Source organism: Sphingobacterium sp. UBA7855 (assembly GCA_002500745.1).
Taxonomy (GTDB): domain Bacteria; phylum Bacteroidota; class Bacteroidia; order Sphingobacteriales; family Sphingobacteriaceae; genus Sphingobacterium.
In genome coordinates this window covers 107,644-126,529 of sequence record DLST01000002.1, presented here as the reverse complement: position 1 = coordinate 126,529, position 18,886 = coordinate 107,644, and the positions used below count along the sequence as shown (strand labels likewise).

Annotated in this window: 20 protein-coding genes; all 20 read right to left on the bottom strand. The window is 39.8% G+C overall.

What is annotated here, in order from left to right; translation table 11 throughout:
* Positions 1-9: 9 nt before the first annotated feature.
* Positions 10-966 (bottom strand): PKD domain-containing protein, encoded by a 957-nt coding sequence (locus B2107_RS01565; RefSeq protein WP_293952517.1) that lies wholly within the window; start codon positions 964-966, stop codon positions 10-12.
* Positions 967-1,011: 45 nt separating this feature from the next.
* Entirely contained in the window at positions 1,012-1,506 is a 495-nt protein-coding gene (gene tssO / locus B2107_RS01560) for a type VI secretion system TssO (RefSeq protein WP_209579778.1), read from the bottom strand.
* 3 nt (positions 1,507-1,509) lie between these two features.
* On the bottom strand, positions 1,510-2,037 hold the full coding sequence (locus B2107_RS01555) for a hypothetical protein (protein WP_293880450.1): 528 nt from the start codon (positions 2,035-2,037) through the stop codon (positions 1,510-1,512).
* A 479-nt stretch (positions 2,038-2,516) separates the two neighbouring features.
* Positions 2,517-3,545: a hypothetical protein gene (locus B2107_RS01550; RefSeq protein WP_293952515.1), complete on the bottom strand. Its 1,029-nt coding sequence runs from the start codon at positions 3,543-3,545 to the stop codon at positions 2,517-2,519.
* Positions 3,546-3,782: 237 nt separating this feature from the next.
* Positions 3,783-4,046: a hypothetical protein gene (locus B2107_RS01545; protein ID WP_293952513.1), complete on the bottom strand. Its 264-nt coding sequence runs from the start codon at positions 4,044-4,046 to the stop codon at positions 3,783-3,785.
* Positions 4,047-4,051: 5 nt separating this feature from the next.
* The gene (locus tag B2107_RS01540) at positions 4,052-4,651 is read right to left on the bottom strand and encodes a hypothetical protein (RefSeq protein WP_293952511.1); all 600 of its coding nucleotides are present in this window, start codon (positions 4,649-4,651) and stop codon (positions 4,052-4,054) included.
* A gap of 51 nt (positions 4,652-4,702) precedes the next feature.
* Complete coding sequence (locus tag B2107_RS01535) at positions 4,703-5,734, bottom strand: hypothetical protein (protein WP_293952509.1); 1,032 nt, start codon at positions 5,732-5,734, stop codon at positions 4,703-4,705.
* Between the two features lie 85 nt (positions 5,735-5,819).
* Positions 5,820-6,386, bottom strand: a complete 567-nt coding sequence (locus tag B2107_RS01530) for a hypothetical protein (RefSeq protein WP_293952507.1) — start codon at positions 6,384-6,386, stop codon at positions 5,820-5,822.
* Positions 6,387-6,681: 295 nt separating this feature from the next.
* Positions 6,682-7,710, bottom strand: a complete 1,029-nt coding sequence (locus B2107_RS01525; RefSeq protein WP_293952505.1) for a hypothetical protein — start codon at positions 7,708-7,710, stop codon at positions 6,682-6,684.
* A gap of 26 nt (positions 7,711-7,736) precedes the next feature.
* Positions 7,737-8,501, bottom strand: a complete 765-nt coding sequence (locus B2107_RS01520) for a hypothetical protein (RefSeq protein WP_293952503.1) — start codon at positions 8,499-8,501, stop codon at positions 7,737-7,739.
* Positions 8,502-8,506: 5 nt separating this feature from the next.
* Positions 8,507-9,106 (bottom strand): hypothetical protein, encoded by a 600-nt coding sequence (locus B2107_RS01515; protein WP_293952501.1) that lies wholly within the window; start codon positions 9,104-9,106, stop codon positions 8,507-8,509.
* 6 nt (positions 9,107-9,112) lie between these two features.
* Positions 9,113-11,899, bottom strand: coding sequence for an OmpA family protein (locus B2107_RS01510; protein WP_293952499.1), 2,787 nt, complete (start codon positions 11,897-11,899; stop codon positions 9,113-9,115).
* A 3-nt stretch (positions 11,900-11,902) separates the two neighbouring features.
* Complete coding sequence (locus B2107_RS01505) at positions 11,903-12,376, bottom strand: DUF4280 domain-containing protein (RefSeq protein WP_293952497.1); 474 nt, start codon at positions 12,374-12,376, stop codon at positions 11,903-11,905.
* A gap of 3 nt (positions 12,377-12,379) precedes the next feature.
* Entirely contained in the window at positions 12,380-13,396 is a 1,017-nt protein-coding gene (locus tag B2107_RS01500; protein WP_293952495.1) for a hypothetical protein, read from the bottom strand.
* A gap of 21 nt (positions 13,397-13,417) precedes the next feature.
* Complete coding sequence (locus tag B2107_RS01495) at positions 13,418-13,594, bottom strand: hypothetical protein (RefSeq protein WP_293888702.1); 177 nt, start codon at positions 13,592-13,594, stop codon at positions 13,418-13,420.
* Positions 13,595-13,635: 41 nt separating this feature from the next.
* Complete coding sequence (locus B2107_RS01490; RefSeq protein ID WP_293952493.1) at positions 13,636-14,970, bottom strand: T6SS phospholipase effector Tle1-like catalytic domain-containing protein; 1,335 nt, start codon at positions 14,968-14,970, stop codon at positions 13,636-13,638.
* A 5-nt stretch (positions 14,971-14,975) separates the two neighbouring features.
* Positions 14,976-15,938 (bottom strand): DUF2931 family protein, encoded by a 963-nt coding sequence (locus B2107_RS01485; RefSeq protein ID WP_293952491.1) that lies wholly within the window; start codon positions 15,936-15,938, stop codon positions 14,976-14,978.
* A gap of 87 nt (positions 15,939-16,025) precedes the next feature.
* Positions 16,026-17,897 carry a type VI secretion system Vgr family protein gene (locus B2107_RS01480; RefSeq protein WP_293952489.1) on the bottom strand — a complete coding sequence of 624 codons (1,872 nt, stop codon included), beginning with the start codon at positions 17,895-17,897 and terminating at the stop codon, positions 16,026-16,028.
* An 85-nt stretch (positions 17,898-17,982) separates the two neighbouring features.
* Positions 17,983-18,378: a type VI secretion system tube protein TssD gene (gene tssD, locus B2107_RS01475; protein WP_209579760.1), complete on the bottom strand. Its 396-nt coding sequence runs from the start codon at positions 18,376-18,378 to the stop codon at positions 17,983-17,985.
* An 82-nt stretch (positions 18,379-18,460) separates the two neighbouring features.
* Complete coding sequence (gene tssD / locus B2107_RS01470; protein WP_120257239.1) at positions 18,461-18,856, bottom strand: type VI secretion system tube protein TssD; 396 nt, start codon at positions 18,854-18,856, stop codon at positions 18,461-18,463.
* Positions 18,857-18,886 lie beyond the last annotated feature (30 nt).

Below are 18,886 nucleotides of genomic sequence, written 5' to 3'. Positions count from 1 at the left end.
CGCTTGGCTTTATTTTGATTGTTTAACTTTAATTAAAGTAGGACATTCTTTTGTGGCGTTTGGCGTCGAAGCGCTTTCCACCGTGACTTCATTGATGGTAACTCCTTTTGAAAAAGTGAGTCCCATCAGATACGCGTAAATATCCATCTGCTTTTTCTGCCCATCCATTTCGACATTCACTTTCACTTTTTCGTCCCCACAGAGGTATTTCGATAAGATGTAACTATATTTTGAATTAAAATCGGCTCCATTGGCGATATCCTGAATTTTTTCTTTTAGATCGTTAAGAGCATCCTGCGCTCCTTTGCCCGGGGTCACCAGCTGATTAATGTCTGCTGCTGGGTCAACAATACGGATGTTGTGTGTAGCAAATTTCGAACTTTTATCCGAGCGCAGCCGCACCTGATAAACACCAGGTTTCGTATAGGTATACAAAGCCGATTTACCGATTGCATCCACCTTTCCGGTTTCACCAAACCACCATTCGAATATTTCACCAGGTCCATTCGCTTCCAAACGGATCTCTTCAAGCACAATGCCGTTTGTAGAACCACTAATAAACAATGTGGTATCCTGTGCTATCGAATGCACCACACTGTCTTTTACCGAAACGAAAAACTGTTCACGCAAATTTTCATTAACGGTGAGTCTGACCACATAAGACCCAACCTTATTAAAGCGGTAAGTACCTTGCTGTTTTGTCGACTTATCGCCGTTCCCAAATTCCCAGACCCACTTTTTAGCGCCATTGGTGTTGTCGGCATAAATCAGATCTTCATTTAGGTAAATTTCAGTTTTATTAATTTTGGCGCTAATCTTCTCTTCCGATCGCGTATAGACCTTGAAGAAATAAATCAACCCTGCTAAAAGAGCGACGACCAAAAAGATAATGATAAACAAGTAAATACGAGGGTTGCTCTTTGAGACATTCCTTTCGTCGCCCTCTTCAATAAAATTCCTATCCATTTAGTTACAATTGATTAATTAAAAAATGACTTTCAAAATTTGCAATTAGCGTGAATTCATCATATTGATCGTTTGCTGCAATTGTTTCCGGTTCACAATGCAGTCGTCGAGATTTTTGGAAATGCGCTCGATATCATTGAGATTACCTTTCAACTCCCGCCTATCGACGTAATAATTCTCGTAAAACAATGCCCCTTGTGCAAAAATACTATATCGACTATCGAAGCTATTTTGTGCGTACAAAGCATTAATGTCCGAGAAGGTCTTTTTAATATCATTTTCAATAAAAACGGCCTGTACGGTCGGATCAAATCTTTTGATCTGCGCCGAAGCGCTATCAACATATTTTAAAGCCAAATTAGCTGATTCCTCAAACTTTTGATCGTCACGTATACGGAGGGCAAGATCTTCTTTAGAGATGGCAAATCGCGGACCGTCGCTGTAAAATAAAACGTACCCCAATAATGTCATTGCCAATACAAACGCGGCCAGCAGCAGCAAAAAATGTTCACGTCGTTCGACTAAGCTTAGTTTAATCATACCTTATCTTCCTACTATAGAACCTTGGTTTACAACTTTGTTAATCTGATTATTCATGGTAATACAACTTTGAAGCTGCATTCGTTTGCTTTCAATGACGTTTTTAGTGGAAAATAAAGAATCCTGTAGGCGCGATACCAATAGGATATCTTTATTCAATCTGCGATAAAGCTTTAGGCTTGCTCTGCTGCTATCCACTTTCAGGCCATCGATGACTCTTCCGATATGTCCCGATCCTTTTGCGATTTCATTTTGGAGCACCCGCTTTCGTGCTACGGCAGACATATCGGCATCACCTTGACCAATATCTCTGAAATATTGATTGATCTGCGCAAATTGTCTATTGATATCCGTGCGGGCGTTCATTAAATTTTCCACTTCTTCATATTGCTCTTTTAAGATCACATATTCTTTTTCAGAAGCTTTTAAATAGAGGAATAAGCTGGATAATGCTATCAGCAGTAGGAAGGTGAATGAAATGATAAATTTGCGGTATGCCGCATTTATCTCTTTTTGGTTTATAGGCTTCATGAATCACAATTTATTCTAAAATCATATTAATTCACAATTTAGATAATTACTAAAACTATACGAGGATAAGATAATCTTAATGATAATACCATCTTTTCCAAAGGAATATTCAAACTAGCACGATAGTTAAATTACACCTGATCATAAAAAGCAAAAAACAGGCCACAAATCTTTAAACTATTGGGTTTAATCAGATTATCGTGACAGCGCTAGGGTTTACTTTCGTTTCATCAAGCGTGTCGCTGTACGGATTCTATATGAGCTAATGAAAAAAATTCGCAATAAAACACTCATTTTCAACAATCTATTTATAATAAGATTTTACATTTGCTATCAGCTATGTTTATAACTCTTTGACAGGCAATTCCTCTTAATTCAATATTAAGTTTATATTAATTAGATAACGTATTAACTGCCTTACTAGTTTTCATTGCCTCTTTAGTAAAGTGTTTTAAAAGGGTTACGCCTACCTATTTTCTTTACCAAATTTCAAATGTATCTTTTCCTTTCGGGATGTATAAATACAAGCTCAAAAAACGCGCAAAGGTACCACCTGTATTTCCTTTATACTTACCCCAAATCGCAGAACCACCCCGGAGGCGTAAGTCCAATGAACTATGCTCCAGGCAAACGAGCTTCCCATCTCCATAAAGTTTTAAGGTAAAATCCCTTATAGGCTCGACTTTAAAAGTAGGATTGTCAAAATAAAACATATCTTCATTCCCACCTTCACGGACATCATTTTCATCCTGATATAAGCTTACAATCTGCCTCACATCACTATTAAAAACTAGTGCGCTATAGACATCTTTATTTTTATTTGCTATCAAATCCCTAAAATAGTTATAAGCTTCAAGTGTTTTCTCTTCAAGCACATCTTTCGGTAATTTGCTTAAATCCGTTGCGTTAGCTAGCGCAGGGACTTCATACGGTACTGAAGCATCGAAAGTAACTGTATACTCATAGTATGGTAAACCTGCTCCTATAAATGTTTTACCATCTTCTTTTTTTAAATTAGCATGGTCTAGTAACTGAACTTGGTGATCAAAACCAGCAACTGTATCCCTATTATCTCTCGAGAAAAGTGTCAAATTAAATCGGGTAAACGGTGTCAATTGTTGAAACCCTTCGCCATGTTCACGTTCCGTCTGCGGGTAGAGACGATAAGTTATTTTCTGTTTTCCGGATTTAGCTATATAATTATTCAAAGTTATGGGCGACATAATACCACCATCCTGAAAATATTGAAATGCTGGGATATCATTCACAAGGATCTCGAAAAAACACTGCTCGTGATCGATGTAAATGTAGTATAAAGGCTGTATCGGAAAATGCTTGATCATCTTTTCTTTGACGGACAGGGCATTACCCACCGAAACAGTCGTCGGATTTGATTCTGTAATTGGTGGGTGGGCAATTTTCTCACCAGTACCGACACAAGATATTTCCAGCATGATGGTAAGCAACATAGAAAAACTGAAATTAGTGCTATAATAATTTTTACCCATAATTTTAAACTACCAAAAATTGACGACTAAAAAATACTCAACGTTTTATTCGTATTTTCACAGAGCCAGAGGTCAATGATAAGTTCTTCCTATGTTTTTTTATTTTCCAAAACCATGGCGGAGTTACCATCTAGACGTACCAAACCGCACAAGCGACCATTAGCAGCTATTTCCAAGATACAATTTTGATCCAGTTCCATCATCTTAAATCCAGCTTCAATATCAGCTTTGATTGAATCAATTCCAATTTGCGGTATTGACGTCAACAGCCTTTACCTGATAATGAAAATTCGCCTGTAGATGGAGCGTTTGCTCACCATCTAATGGTAACGCCCTTATTTCAAGCTGCCGTTCTCCGCTTCCAAATCTCCCACCATTTAGCGGTATTTCAGATGCAACAATACCGTCAATATTCAACATAAAAACCGCAAAATTATTAACCTTATTTTGAAATTCGCACATCGTCGCTCCAAAATCCAGGTTGTAATATGATTTTTGCATACCTTCTAATCTTTAGGATATAAGCCATCTATCTGTTGCCAAATCGTAGGGATTGAACTGTCTTTTGAGTCGTCCAGACGAGTCCCTTTCTTCACATACAGGAAATTTGAATTCAGGAAATCTTTACCATTACCATCAACAGAATGATTCGGATAGTAAAACAACCAGGCATTCAGTGACTTTAAGTCCCACAGATAAACGTCACCTGCAGAATCTTTTCTTTGTTCAAATTCAGGATAATTTTTTTTAAGAGAGGCAATCAATTCCTGAATCTCATCCTGTCTTACTGTTGTATACCTGAAGCCTAAGTATTTCTTGGACGTCCGACTGTCTACATATATTTGTATTCTATTAAAATCTGCTACTGGCCCATTTGGATATTTATAGGTTGAAAGATCTATGTCTGCAATTTTAAAACCATCCAATTGATCTGTTTTATAGGTATAAATCCCATAATTCGGATCTTGAAACTGTTCTAATTTATGTTCGCCGATCAATACAGTTATAGGTTGATCAAAATGCATGGACAATAAATCATTTCTGTTTTGAGAATTACATGATGTAACACCAATAACACATAATAGCATTAATAAATTTATTTTCATAGTTGCATTATTGTGATTCATTATCATAACCATTATGCCTACCTATTTTCTTTACCAAATTTCAAATGTATCTTTTCCTTTCGGTAGGTAAAGTAATATCCGCAGAAAGCGCACACGTACCCCACCCTCTTCCGCATTATATTTTCCCCAGATGGAAGACCTTCCCTGAAGTCTTGTATCCATTGAAGTATGCTCCAAACATACAAGCTTTCCATTTCCATAGATTTTCATCGCATAATCCGCTAATGGCTCGATCTTAAAAGATGGAGTATTAAAATAAAATAAATCATCATTACCATTTTCTTTCAAATGCTCGGATGTATAGTACTCTGACTGTAATTGCCGCATATCACTATTGAACACCAGTGAAAAGTACTGATCCTTGTTTTTATCGCTTATTAATTTTCCCAAATAGCGGTAGGCCTCCACTGTCTTCTTTTCCAATAGTTCTTTATCCATAGATTTTAAGTCAACAGCTGTTTCGAGCGATGGCGATTGTTCGTAGGGTACGTTGGCATCAAATTCTAAGGTGTATTCGTAAAATGGTAAACCTGCTCCAATAAAAGTTTTGCCGTCATCCTTTTTTAGATTGGGCTGTTCCAATATTTTCATCCTTTTATCAAAACTCGTCAAGGTATCTGCGTTATCCCGAGAATAAAGTGTTAAATTAAATCGGGTATAAGGTGTTAAAGTCTTAAATCCTTCCCCATTTTCGCGTGACGTCTGTGGATAAAGGCGATAAGTGATTTTCTGCTTGCCCGATTTAGCGATATAATTGTTTAAAATTACAGGAGACATAATCCCACCATCTTGAAAATAACGAAATGCCGGAATATCATTGACTAATATCTCGAAAAAACACTGCTCATGATCCATGTAAACATAGTATAAAGGTTCTTTTGGAAAATGTTTAATCAATTTTTCTTTTACGGACAGGGCATTATCAGCCGTAATCACCGTTGGATTGGATTCGCCAATAGGTGGTAGACTCAGTTTATTATCAGTATGGTTACAAGATATACCAAGCATGATTATTACCAATAGGTAAACACCTACTTGAACCTTGTACAAATTTTTACCCATAATTTTTTTTATACTCTTATTTACTATAACACCACAACTTACGAAAGCTCAAATTAGTTTAGTATTTGCTATCGCTACATTTGCATTAATAATGGTTATTATACCAATCAAAGGATCGCACACTTATAAATTGTTTTGCAAATTTTTCATCTGGATCTAAAATAGTCAGTTCCGTCACTTTCGCTCCACCGTCGCTGTGCTGTAAAACAAAATAACTTTTTTTATTGTCGCTCTTTTCCCAAACCATAAAGTTTTGCTTGGGATAATTAGCGCTAGAGATTGCGTTTCCATTTTCGTCAACCCCCATTCCATTGTCCTTGTCTGTATTCTGTTCAAAACTTGGTTTACCGAAACTACGATTTAATGCTACCAATAAAGATTTCCCAATCTTTTCATCACTAATTTTGACTTCAACGAATTTCAAGACAGCAGAGCCTTTTTCAAAATGAAAAATTATTTCAGTTGGATGTTCTGACGAACTCAAAATTACATTATCGAATGTGAAAACAGCATTTGCATTGTACCCAACCGCTTGTAACCCACTCATGGTTTCATATTTCTTCCCATTTGATTTCAGCGTGGATCCATCTGAATTTTTAATATCTTCAAACGGCTCTAACAATTTTATATCAATTAGATCTACTACTTTCAAATCTGTTCTTTCGGGTATACTAACGTTAGTTTTATTCGTGGTGTCTAGAACTCCATTCGATTGGTTGCTCGAAGGTTTACACGATAACGTTAGCACTAACACGAGAAATAATACACCTATAAACTTTAGTTGTTTCATCGTTTATTATTATAATTTTCCATCACTTATCCTTTTTTTAGGACCGTGATTAAAGACTCTGCAGTCGAAAATTTTTAGATATTTATAGGTCGAAAAGATTACATCACCTAATTTTAATCCTTCCCTTAACATATCCATTACGTCTACCTATTTTTCTTTACCAAATTTCAAAGGAGTCTTTTCCTTTAGGGATGTATAAATACAGGCTTAAAAAACGCGCAAAGGTACCACCTGTATCTCCTTTATACTTACCCCAAATAGCAGAACCACCCCGGAGGCGTAAGTCCAATGAACTATGCTCTAGGCAAACGAGCTTCCCATCTCCATAAAGTTTTAAGGTAAAATCCTTTATAGGCTCGACTTTAAAAGTAGGATTGTCAAAATAAAACATATCTTCATTCCCACCTTCACGGACATCATTTTCATCCTGATATAAGCTTACAATCTGCCTCACATCACTATTAAAAACTAGTGCGCTATAGACATCTTTATTTTTATTTGCTATCAAATCCCTAAAATAGTTATAAGCTTCAAGTGTTTTCTCTTCAAGCACATCTTTCGGTAATTTGCTTAAATCCGTTGCGTTAGCTAGCGCAGGGACTTCATACGGTACTGAAGCATCGAAAGTAACTGTATACTCATAGTATGGTAAACCTGCTCCTATAAATGTTTTACCATCTTCTTTTTTTAAATTAGCATGGTCTAGTAACTGAACTTGATGATCGAAACCAGCAACTGTATCCATATTATCTCTCGAGAAAAGTGTCAAATTAAATCGGGTAAACGGTGTCAATTGTTGAAACCCTTCGCCATGTTCACGTTCCTTCTGCGGGTAAAGACGATAAGTTATTTTCTGTTTTCCGGATTTAGCTATATAATTATTCAAAGTTATGGGCGACATAATACCACCATCCTTAAAATATTGAAATGCTGGGATATCATTCACAAGGATCTCGAAAAAACACTGCTCGTGATCGATGTAAATGTAGTATAAAGGCTGTTTAGGAAAATGCTTGATCATCTTTTCTTTGACGGACAGGGCATTACCCACCGAAACAGTCGTCGGATTTGATTCGGTAATTGGTGGGTGGGTAATTTTCTCACCACTACTGACACAAGATATTTCCAGCATGATGGTAAGCAACATAGAAAAACTGAAATTAGTGCTATAATAATTTTTACCCATAATTTTAAACTACCAGCAATTGACGACTAAAAAATACTCAACGTTTTATTCGTATTTTCACATAGCCAGAGGTCAATAATAAGTTCTTCCTGTGTTTTTTTATTTTCCAAAACCATGGCGGAGTTACTATCTAGACGTACCAAACGACACAAGCGACCATTAGCAGCTATTTCCAATATACAATTTTGATCCAGTTCCATCATCTTAAATCCAGCTTCAATATCAGCTTTGATTGAATCAATGCGGGCTTCAACCTCTCCCTTAGAAAGATATAGGGTCAAAGCATTCCTCTCTTCAGTAAGCTCAATAGCAGCAAACAATTTGTTATAATCTCCACTTCTTCCTGCTCGCACAATATCATTGTACTTATCGAAAACCCGATCTCTAAGATTATTTTCATCTATCTCTTTAAGATCAGCCCAGTTGTGTACTGTATAAGGCACATCAGCATAAAATACGCTCCTGCTGAACAGGAAAGATTGACTCTTTGGATCTGGTCCAACCTGTTTCTTATCAAAACTTTTTATCAAATTCCAATTTGCGGTATTGACGTCAACAGCTTTTACATGATAATGAAAATTCGCCTGTGGATGAAGCATTTTCTCGCCATCTAATGGTAATGCCCTTACTTCAAGCTGCTGTTCGCCGCTTCCAAATATTCCACCATTTAGCGGTATTTCAGATGCAACATTACCGTCAATATTCAACATAAAAACCTCAAAATTATTTACCTTAATTTGAAATTTGCACATCGTCGCTCCAAAATCCAGGTTGTAATATGGTTTTTGCATACCTTCTAATCTTTAGGATATAAGCCATCTATCTGTTGCCAAATCGTAGGGATTGAACTGTCTTTTGAGTCATCCAGGCGAGTTCCTTTCTTCACATACAGGAAATTAGAATTTAGGAAATCTTTACCATTACTATCAACAGAATGATTCGGATAGTAAAATAGCCAGGCATTCAGTGACTTTAAGTCCCACAGATAAACGTCCCCTGCAGAATCTTTTCTTTGTTCAAATTCAGGATAATTTTTTTTAAGAGAGGCAATCAATTCCTGAATCTCATCCTGTTTTACTGTCGTATATCTGAAGCCTAAGTACTTCTTGGACGTTCGACTGTCAACATATATTTGTATTCTATTAAAATCTGCTACTGGACCATTTGGATACTTGTAGGTTGAAAGATCTATATCTGCAATTTTAAAACCATCCAATTGATCTGTTTTATAGGTATAAATCCCATAATTCGGATCTTGGAACTGTTCTAATTTATGTGCACCGATCAATTCAGTTATAGGTTGATCAAAATGCATGGACAATAAATCATTTCTATTCTGAGAGTTACACGAAGTCGCTCCAATTAGGGTTACTAACATCAATAAATATGTCTTCATAATTTTTTAATTTGTAATCAACGGAATATTTGCATCAACATCAAAGGTACTTTCAATTTTTTCTATTACATCAAATTTCGGGATGACATTATCATAGTTACCTTCTGCTAACACAATTTTCTTTTCTTTCGTCATTTCCATTTTGGTTTGATCTTTTTTGATCTTTTTTGCTAAAGACAGTGAAACAGCAACGACGTATTTGGCATTTAAACCATCAAATCCCAAAATCGGACGATAATATAAGCCTTTATCATTATAATTTAATTTATGCCCAAAAGTAATAGATCCCTCTGCCGCGGCCGAAGCTTCGAAATATCCTTCCACCCTAACAACGACCAAAGCCAACTCTCCTTTCACTTTAATCCCAACTTTCAACTCGACGTTCAATTTACCTTTTGCAGATGTATCGACTTTAGAATCGGATGGTTTCCCTACAGTATTAAAAGCGAAAGTACTATCGACCAAAATAGAACTAGTAATGACAAGATCCATATAAATGTCCACATTTGCCTTGAAACCTAGATCGTCAGTTCCCACATCGGCACCCGTCATCAACTGATCCTTAATACGTTGATATAACTTTAATACGCCAGGTGCTGCAGAACCAGCTGTAAGTACCCCTGCTGCCGTCCAGATCGCTGCACCAAGTAAATCTATGGTGATTTCCAGTGCTATCAATGGATCCGCTTTTAAGGTCAAGGAAAGTTGTGTGCCAATCTCATCGACATTTGCACTATTCTTAACCTTCTTCAAATACCATTCCCCTTCCAGGCTTAGATTAGGAGGTTTCACTGCTATTGCTACCGGCACACCCGGAATACTTGTTTTAACCGCACCCTTTGTCTTTTCAGTAATCGCTTTGGCTAAATCGCCCATGGATGAAAAAATATCATAAAGCTTCTTAAATTTCCCCTCATAGGATGCTTTCAGCTCCATTTTTGAACCATAGTTTTCACCCGATTTATTCCACTGCGCTAATAAACCAAAACCAAACGAAGCCTCTTTTTGTTTCCATCTTTTCTCAGCGCCAATTTTACCGGCTTTGCTTTGATACTCTTTATGCTGCTGGGGGGTAGCATGCTGCCATTTCACACTGAGATCATTAGTTAGATTGAGAAAGAAGTTCAGTTTCCATTTAATATCAGGATATACCCTAATTTTAACGGGAGGATTATTCTCCACTGAAAAATATCGACACGAATGAAAATGAACAATATAGTCGTTTGCCGAACTAAAGGACTGCGTATTGGTAAGACAATATCTTGGCCAAATGTAGTTTAGCGGAACAGGATTGGTTTCTGACAAGCGCGATATTGCAGGGATGCTGCCCCCTTTCCCACTCGGAATATTGGGATTTGAAAATTTAATTTCTTTTTTATGCGCCGGTTTACTAAAACAAGCCTTTGTATCGAAATTGACAGGCTCAACTGTAATCGTCGTTGGCTTGCTTCCCAAAATAGTCTCATAAACTATTGTATCAGCGTTATGTCCGTAATATTCAAAGGAAATGTCCACCCGCCGATTGTTGATATAATCTTGTTCATCTTTGTATTTGATGTTGTCGCGACCTTGTTTGTCATCCGTAGGCTTAAGTTCACCGTGCCCCACGACAGTTTTAATCCGGCTAGCTTCCAGTTTACCCTTAAGAAAAAATTCTTTGACAGTCTTTGACCTGTTCTCGGAAAGCACCTGATTGTCAATCTGCTTACCGATAACACAGGCATAACCATCCAAACGAATAGAAGATCCATTGTGCTCCAGTATAAACTGAAGAATGGTGTTCATCTTCTTCAGGCTTTCGGGGGTCAACGCTGTTTTTCCTATTTCAAAATAGATAGACTGCACCACCCGTTCTCTTGGATTGGTTTTATTGGCAACCCCACCACCGTGATCAAATACAGTGATTGCCGATTTCCCAGCTTCAGTGATTTTGATCTGTTCAAATTTACACGGTTCAAACCTTGCCGCGTTCTTATCTGGTTCATAAATCGTTACAGGCACTCTATTTTGCGGAGTTTCAATAACCTGAGAAACCTCTTCATTCTTGATCCTTAGGAATCGGGCGTGTGCTGTATCGCCATTTAATCCCGTGTCGGCAATATAAGCTTTAGTCACAGGATGCACTACCCTAACGTAGAACTCCTCTACTGCTGCTTTATCCTTCATAGTCCTTCCCCACGAATAGGTATTTGGGATTTTAAGGTTAATTTCACCGTTAATTACCTGGCAGTAATAAATCTTACGGGTCACCTCATCATCCTTTGGAAGAAGACCAAATGCCGATCGCAAGCGTCTAAAAACACGAACCTCGACATTGTTATAGCCATTAAGCCCCTCCGTAAAAAGACGCAGCCATACCAGTTCACCGTATGAGAAATGATAGGTTTTGCGTACATCCTCTCCGCCTTCAAGCTTTGTCCAACGGCTATCCACAATACGTGCCGGAGTTTCTCCGCGCAAACTTAATCCAGCCTTCCCATCAAAGTTTCCAGTCCAGGATGCTTCCACATAGAAGGTATAAGGTCCACATAGTTTTCGGGAAATTCGAAAACCATACCTATAATTCCATCCCAGAGTCTTTTGATAGGCTATCTTTCCTTCTTTATTTTGTACAGCCCATCTCAAGTCCTTTTTCTTATCCGCTTCAGTCGTATCTGGATACCACTCCCCGACCTGAAACCATACATATTCCCCTGGACCAATCACGAGTAAGGAATTCGGGACAGATCCTCTTTTCCCATTGTAAACAGGTCCCTCGCCCGACCACTTTATTTTCTTAACACCCTTTGCCATAATCTATCGTGTTGAGACATCAATACCGTCAAAAGCTTCTTTCTCATCGATCATATTTGCCATCGGATTTAGCTGGCTTTGCACTTCCCTTGAACTATTGTTCCGGTTTCTTTGCGATGGCTCTGCCTGCTGACCGTGGTGAATAATCCGGATACAGTCTGGTCCACCTGTCGGGCAGGTAGCTTTGCTATCCTCTAACAAAACTTTTCCGCCGTTAGACAAGATCGTCTCAGGATAAAACCCAGACCAACTTTGCACTGTTGCACTACAAGGTTTATTATTCATTTTCGAACATGAGCCAAACATGTTCTTTTCAAATGTAGTTCCCGTATCTTTTGTCGTAGCAATTCGCTTTTTACTTCCTTGACTATCATTTGCAAAATCTTTATCATTAGTGAGCACCTTTAACTTATCAGGTGCAGTACCAAAGTTGCACATACATTGCGCTCCTTGGACAACTACATGTTTTTCTGCCATCTTTTAAAGATTAAATAGTTTCGCCCATACATTCTTTTGTTCGTTCGCATCCCTTAAATTAGCAGTATCTTGTTTTTTTGTCGAAGTCGTATCGATGTTATCATGTCTATCTTTCGTGACCGTATAATCGTGAACAAAATCTTCACCATCTTGGGCTAGGTAAAATATCTTCATACCTACGGTCCTCCGAGAGCCTTCCACGCTTGCATCCCAATTTCCGTCTACTCCCAATAAGGCACATGTCTGAGGATGAAAAATATAAAGCGCCTCGCTACTTCCCGTACCTTCTACGCCAAAATCTTCATTCAGTTCGAGTAGACCATGTTGCATTAGCTCAATAGCGCCAAAGTGGTTCAGCTCAGGCATAATTTTCTCAACGACCTGGTACCCCATGGCAGGCGTAGGAAGGTTTGGAAAAAATTGCAGTCGATCTTTGGATCCATTCGCGGACTGCTGATAAAAAGGCTGAAAGAAAACGTTTAGCAACCAATCTGTTCGACTCAGAGCAGAAAATATGTTATGCTCTACCAATAAAAGATTATCCATTTTCTGTAGGTATTCTTCAAAAAAATCCCCATAAAAATAATTTCGTAGTCTTTCTTTTACTTCAGGCCACCGCTGTCGAATAGTTTCTGCATTTGCAACCCCATGTAACTCGCCGGATGGAGCAACAGAAAGATGCAGCGGGTAAAACACTTTGCCAGCTTCGAACGCCAGTTTGTCGGCTATAAGATCTGGTACAATTTCATTGATATAAACATCACTCGTTCGATCTAAAGCGAATACGAAATTACCTTCACTTCCATTGTTAAGCCGCCTAACGCTGCATGTATATTTTAATTCTGTTTCATTGCCCTCTCTTCCGAAAGTTAACCTCACTCCATAATTTAATGTGAGCCCTATCCGCCAGTTTAAAGACGATAATATCGTTGTCGATAGCGGTTTATTCGTGTTAACCTTAGGCGTGTTGGTAGCGGTCTGCCCTTCCTGAAAAAAAATACTTCCGTTCTTATTAAACATACACTTTAAAAAACATCACATTTAAACTTCTTTATTTCCTCTTCCATGTACCACTTTATTACTCGCTAATATCAAATTTCCTTCACGCGCTTCCGCATTGAGCTTATCAGCAAGCTTCTGTACCTTCCCAGTAACCTGTAAGTTATATTTTGCTTGCACATTTATTTTAATATTCGTTGCTTGTTTTAAAATTGCCATATTACCTCCTCTACCGGATTTCAAAAAATGATATAACGTTTCTATTTTAACTCCACCCGTTGCCAGTTGTTATTTGGATCCATTCCGATACCCTCTCTACGCGCCGATCGATGAAAATAACCATAACGTAGCGCTTTTAGTTCATTCAAATTAGCACTTGTTAACTGTTTGCCACCGTACGGATAAGCTGCGCCGTTAAAGACATAAGCACTCAATTTGGACTTTGTGCTCTGCAGTACCGCATGTCCGCTGATCGAATATTTAGCCTCCATTTTGCCGCGGTCCAACGCGGCATTGTTGTCTTTACCAAACTGTCCCATAAAATGTAGCGGTATAAAGCTATATTCTTTGTGAACCATACGTTTCTCACCCCGCAATGCCCAGTACCAGCCATCGGTAATAGTCAATTCACCGGGCTTATACCAACCGTCGGAAATCAATCGATCGCGCAGCCGCTCCAATGTACCTTTTAACATGGCCGTCTCAATTTCCTGTTTAATTTCTGGCCCACTCAGGTAGCTTCCCCCGATATCGGAGTGCACACCGGGCAGATCCTTTTCAATCCCTTTCGGCGTACGCGTAAGCGAGAAGTTCTCCCGCATCTCATCGCGGGCCGTAAAATGCACCACATGATGTGCCTTTCCGAGTGTATTGAGATTGAGTTCGGCGATATCGTTAGAAAAACGCGGTATCGGAAGTTCAGAATACGAAGCAACGGTATCAAAGATGCCGAGGAAATTAACAACTACAAGAGCAGGATTTAAGTTAATACCTTTAAGCTTCAACGCATAGCCAAGGTGCCCTCCTGCGGGCATTTCCTCGCGGGCAGGCATATTATCACCGTCGTAATAAGCCGTTATGCCCTCGGCCTCTACCTTTCGGCCCTTATAGGCTGCCTTGCCGATCTCGTAGACAAAATTGCGGGCTGCCGCCGCACCGCGGCTAAAGCCGTACACATTAAAAATAATCTGCCGAAGCACTTTACCCGCATTTGCCTCAAACTCTCTTTTGATGATATCAGCAGATTGTTCACATCCTTTACGCACCTTAAAACGGATACCCGTAAAACCCGAACCAAACGCATAGCCCATAGTCGAATCCTTTTGGCGGTCGGTGGTTCCTATTCCCTCAATGTAAAGCCTATTGGCATTGGTACAATTCTCCCAAAGCCGCGCTACATTGGACCAGTCATTCTGGTAGCTGGATTCATCGTCTGACTTTCCATATTTGGCAAAGGAACTATGCCCCGTCCGGCGCGCATCCGTATTGTTTTTGTTATTTTTCGTGCCATCAAAAAATATATCAATCGTCACGCTGTATTGCTTAGGCGTATTCCTTGGCGGTGGATTATATTCCTTAAATTCAACGTTTGCCATACGATCTAATTATCGACCCGGACCAATGCCGGCTCGTAGCCCACAATTTTTATCTTTTTGGAAGATGAGCGCAAATAGGTATTCAGCACATTGGCCGAAGGATCTATTTCAAAGAGCAAGTCGATCTTTTCTGTCGGCTCAAATTCCTCAAATGCTTTTTTGACAATCTCATACTTAAATTTTACGTCAGCCACCCCATACTTTTTATCCCCATCTGCCCATTTTACATATACATGCTCCGGAATGGCTTTCGGCAGATTCGTATTGGCACTATCTGTATTCAAAAGCATATCCCGCTCGCCGTTGAAGCACTGATAAAAAAAATAATCTTTAGGGCCTAATTCAATGCCCTCTACAGCAAATTTCCATGCATATTTTTTATTATATTCCATATACAGCTGTGGCTTTGGCCAACCCTGGCCTTCCAAAGTGGCATACAGTTCATCACCATATAATTTTTGAGGTTTATAGGCTGCGTCGCGATATTCCTTCCTGAAGAAGTGTTCGAAATCCTCATGTGCCGTTTCCTGTGTTATGGTGGTGTCATGTGCCTGAAACATGGCCAACAATACCTGCCGCTGCCCGTCCGCCCAAAGAGCCAGTCTCCCTTCTGGAGCAAGGCCAACAATCAAAGTTTTAAAATCATCTTTTTTTTGTGTGCGGACGTCTATCGCTCCTTCTTCCCAGATAGTGGTAAGCTGCTGCTTATCCAGCTTCCATTTTCCAGTATAGAATTTTTCCTCCTGAATAGCATACCATGTCATCTGCAGTTCGTCCGGAAGCGCTACAGGCTCATCCGGCGATCCCATCCCCTTAGACTGTACGCTCCAGCCTTGCTGTATAATTCCATAGATCGGACCAAAACGGTAGGTATAATCTTCACTAATCAAAGCCCCATCATATATTTCCACCGGGTATTCTTTGGGCGCAACAAGTGCCCCACTCCATATGTATTTTTTTTCGCTCATTTTTGATTCCTGACAACTCGAAATAATACTCATCAGCATGAACAGGAGTAAAAAGATCTTATCTATGTCGTTCCTTTTACGCATGTGCTAAAAAAGTTTAGATTTCTCGACACTGTTTATCTCAATTGTTTTTCCGCTCTGCAAGGTCATGTTTTCCTTATTGCTAAAGATCGTCATTTCCGATGCCAGCTCGTTTGATGTTTCGGATTGTCGATTAAAATCTTTGCTGGCAATTTCTGTGCGATTGTCCGAATCTTCACTAATATCTCCGGTAGCGGCGAGCGAATAATTATTGCCTGCGGTAGTCGCGATATCTTTAGACACAGAAACGGTCTGGTTGTTGCCAACAGACGTGCTTTGATCTTTACCTACCTGTACATCCATATTTTCAGTGACGTTAATCTGCATATTTTTACAGTTCAACGTCATATTTTCCAGTGCGGTGATCGTTACATTGCTACCCTGGCTATCGATATGAACAATATTTCCTTTGATATCCGTTATCTTAATACCTTGTGTAGACTGGCTATCGTCAAACTCAATCAGATGACCCGACCGCGTAGTGATGCTCTTAAGGTGGTTCTGAATCTGCGGTGTACTATCGGCCGTGCTCTGGTTGTATAAGCTCCCCATTACCACGGGCCGCGCTACGCTGCCCTCTTCAAAAGCCACGATGACGTGATCACCAATTTCGGGTATCGAAAGGAACCCCCTATTGACACCCCGGTCACCCGTACCTGCATTTGGGGTGATGATGCGCAACCATTCTGTTTCGTCATTATTAGCACACTGCCACTTGAAACGCACCCGTATCCTTCCCTGACCACTGGGGTCGTTGTTGTCCACGACATCTGCCATCTGCATATCTGGCTGCGGCCGTATATATTCGCGCACCGGTATACGTTCTGTACTCGCTAAAATGCCATTAAACCGATTGGTATAGCGGCCCACATCATCAAAGTGGTGTTCCACTTCGGTAATCAGGAATTTACCGAGGGTATCGGTTACAAAGCTCAGGTCCTGACGCAGGCTTGTCTCAATTTCTATCTGCGCCCCAAGACGGATAGCCGGTGAATCACTGTCGCACGACACCTGGAGCAGCTGCCCTACATTGGCCTCTTCCTGATGTTGCACGATACGCTGCAGTTCACCCTGTGTATCCACACGGATGTCCAGGGGTTGACTAAACACTTTACTAAAGGTTTCGGAAGCCCGCTGCATGGCAAAAACCTGATCCGGATGACCATCCGATTTGACGTTGCTCGTACTTTCCAACAACTGGTCATGCTGCGGCAAATAGCTAAAGCGTCGGTGGTTTACAGGGCGGATCTGTATACCATAATCAAGCCGGCTCACCTCTCGTCCATAGGTCACCTTTCCAGTGGGTAAGTCCGATGGTTTCCCAAAATGAAGGCGCTCACCATCGTAGTAAAACCATTCGAGGTACTCTGCAGATAGGCGGTTGAGAAATTCAAAATCGCTTTCACGGTACTGGATCAGGTAATCAATCGGTTCAGATCGACTCGGGTTAACTTGCATATGTAGATCGTTCTGTACGACATCCTGGGTTGCCAGCTTGACAATATCGCCGAGCGATTTTCCATAATAAGACCCCAGGTCTTTGCCACGATCGATCAATATGGTAGGACTGTAGCCTTTAATTTGCAACACCCCTTGGTAACCATGGTTTTGCGTCAAGGAGACCTCGGTAATGATGCCCGAAAAATTTTGCATGTTTCCCTGCGCGTAGCCAAAAGAAATCGCCAGTGTACGCCCTACATAAGCGCGGCTATCCTGTAAATTAATCAACCCCGGAATACCGAGTTTACCGTGCTCTATTCGGAGTTCAAACTCGTGGTGGGCATTAAAACGCTGACGAATATTGAACGAAAGGAAATGCGACACTTCCTTTCCGTCAATATGCATCTCAATCAATAATTTTGGCTTATCAAAATACATAAATTAGCTGTTCATAGAGTTTACAAAAAAGACGGTCTTTCCTGCGATAGACCGTCTTTCCAAATTTCATGGTCTATTTCAGCTTTTAAGCCTTAGGCCAATCATTTTCCAGTGATGCATTTTGCATTTCCAGCACCCGCGATGACAATACCAGGGATAGTGTCATGGGTTTATCGTTGGTGACCGAAATTCCTTCATTGTATTGGATGATATAGGCGTCCTGAAATTTGAGTTCTTTCATAGTCGCATCTTCCTCACTCTTTTTAAACGTGATCTTGCCGTTTACAGTTTTATACTGATTGTTTACCATCGCTTCAATGACCGAGGTATCTTCGGTCGATTCGACCTCAACCGTAATTGTACCGCCATATACAGACGATGACGGACGCCCTTTAGAGTCCACATCACGGTGCAGGGAAAACCTGCACTGGATCACATCGTATTCCTTACTTCCTAATGTTAATCTTGTTTTAAATGACATAATCGTAATTTTTAATGGTTTAAAATTTAATTTTACTTACCTAAGCGTGCCTTATCAATACACCTACGGATGTTTGTAAGGGTTACGCTTTTGGCCAGTCTTGTTCGCTTGTCGCTTCACCAATGCTGATGGAGCGCGCAGAAATCACAAATTTGTAGGTCATTGCATGCGATCCTACTATGTTGATTCCTTCCTCGTAGCGAATAATGTAACCATCTTCAAATCTGATTTCTTTCATTTTGGCATCTTCGTCTGGTTTTTTGATCAGCAATGTACCTGCAATAGGCTTATATTGGTTGTTGACCATAGCTTCGATGACGGAAGTATCTTCTGTAGATTCTACTTCGACATTGATGGTGCCACCATAAACTGAAGATGAAGGACGTCCCTTTGAATCGACGTCGCGGGTGAAGGAGTAGTCAGCATTCAGCACGTCATATTCGTTGCCTGAAAACTGAAGTCTTGCTTTGAAAGCCATAACTTTTGGTTTTAAGTTTAAAATAAATAT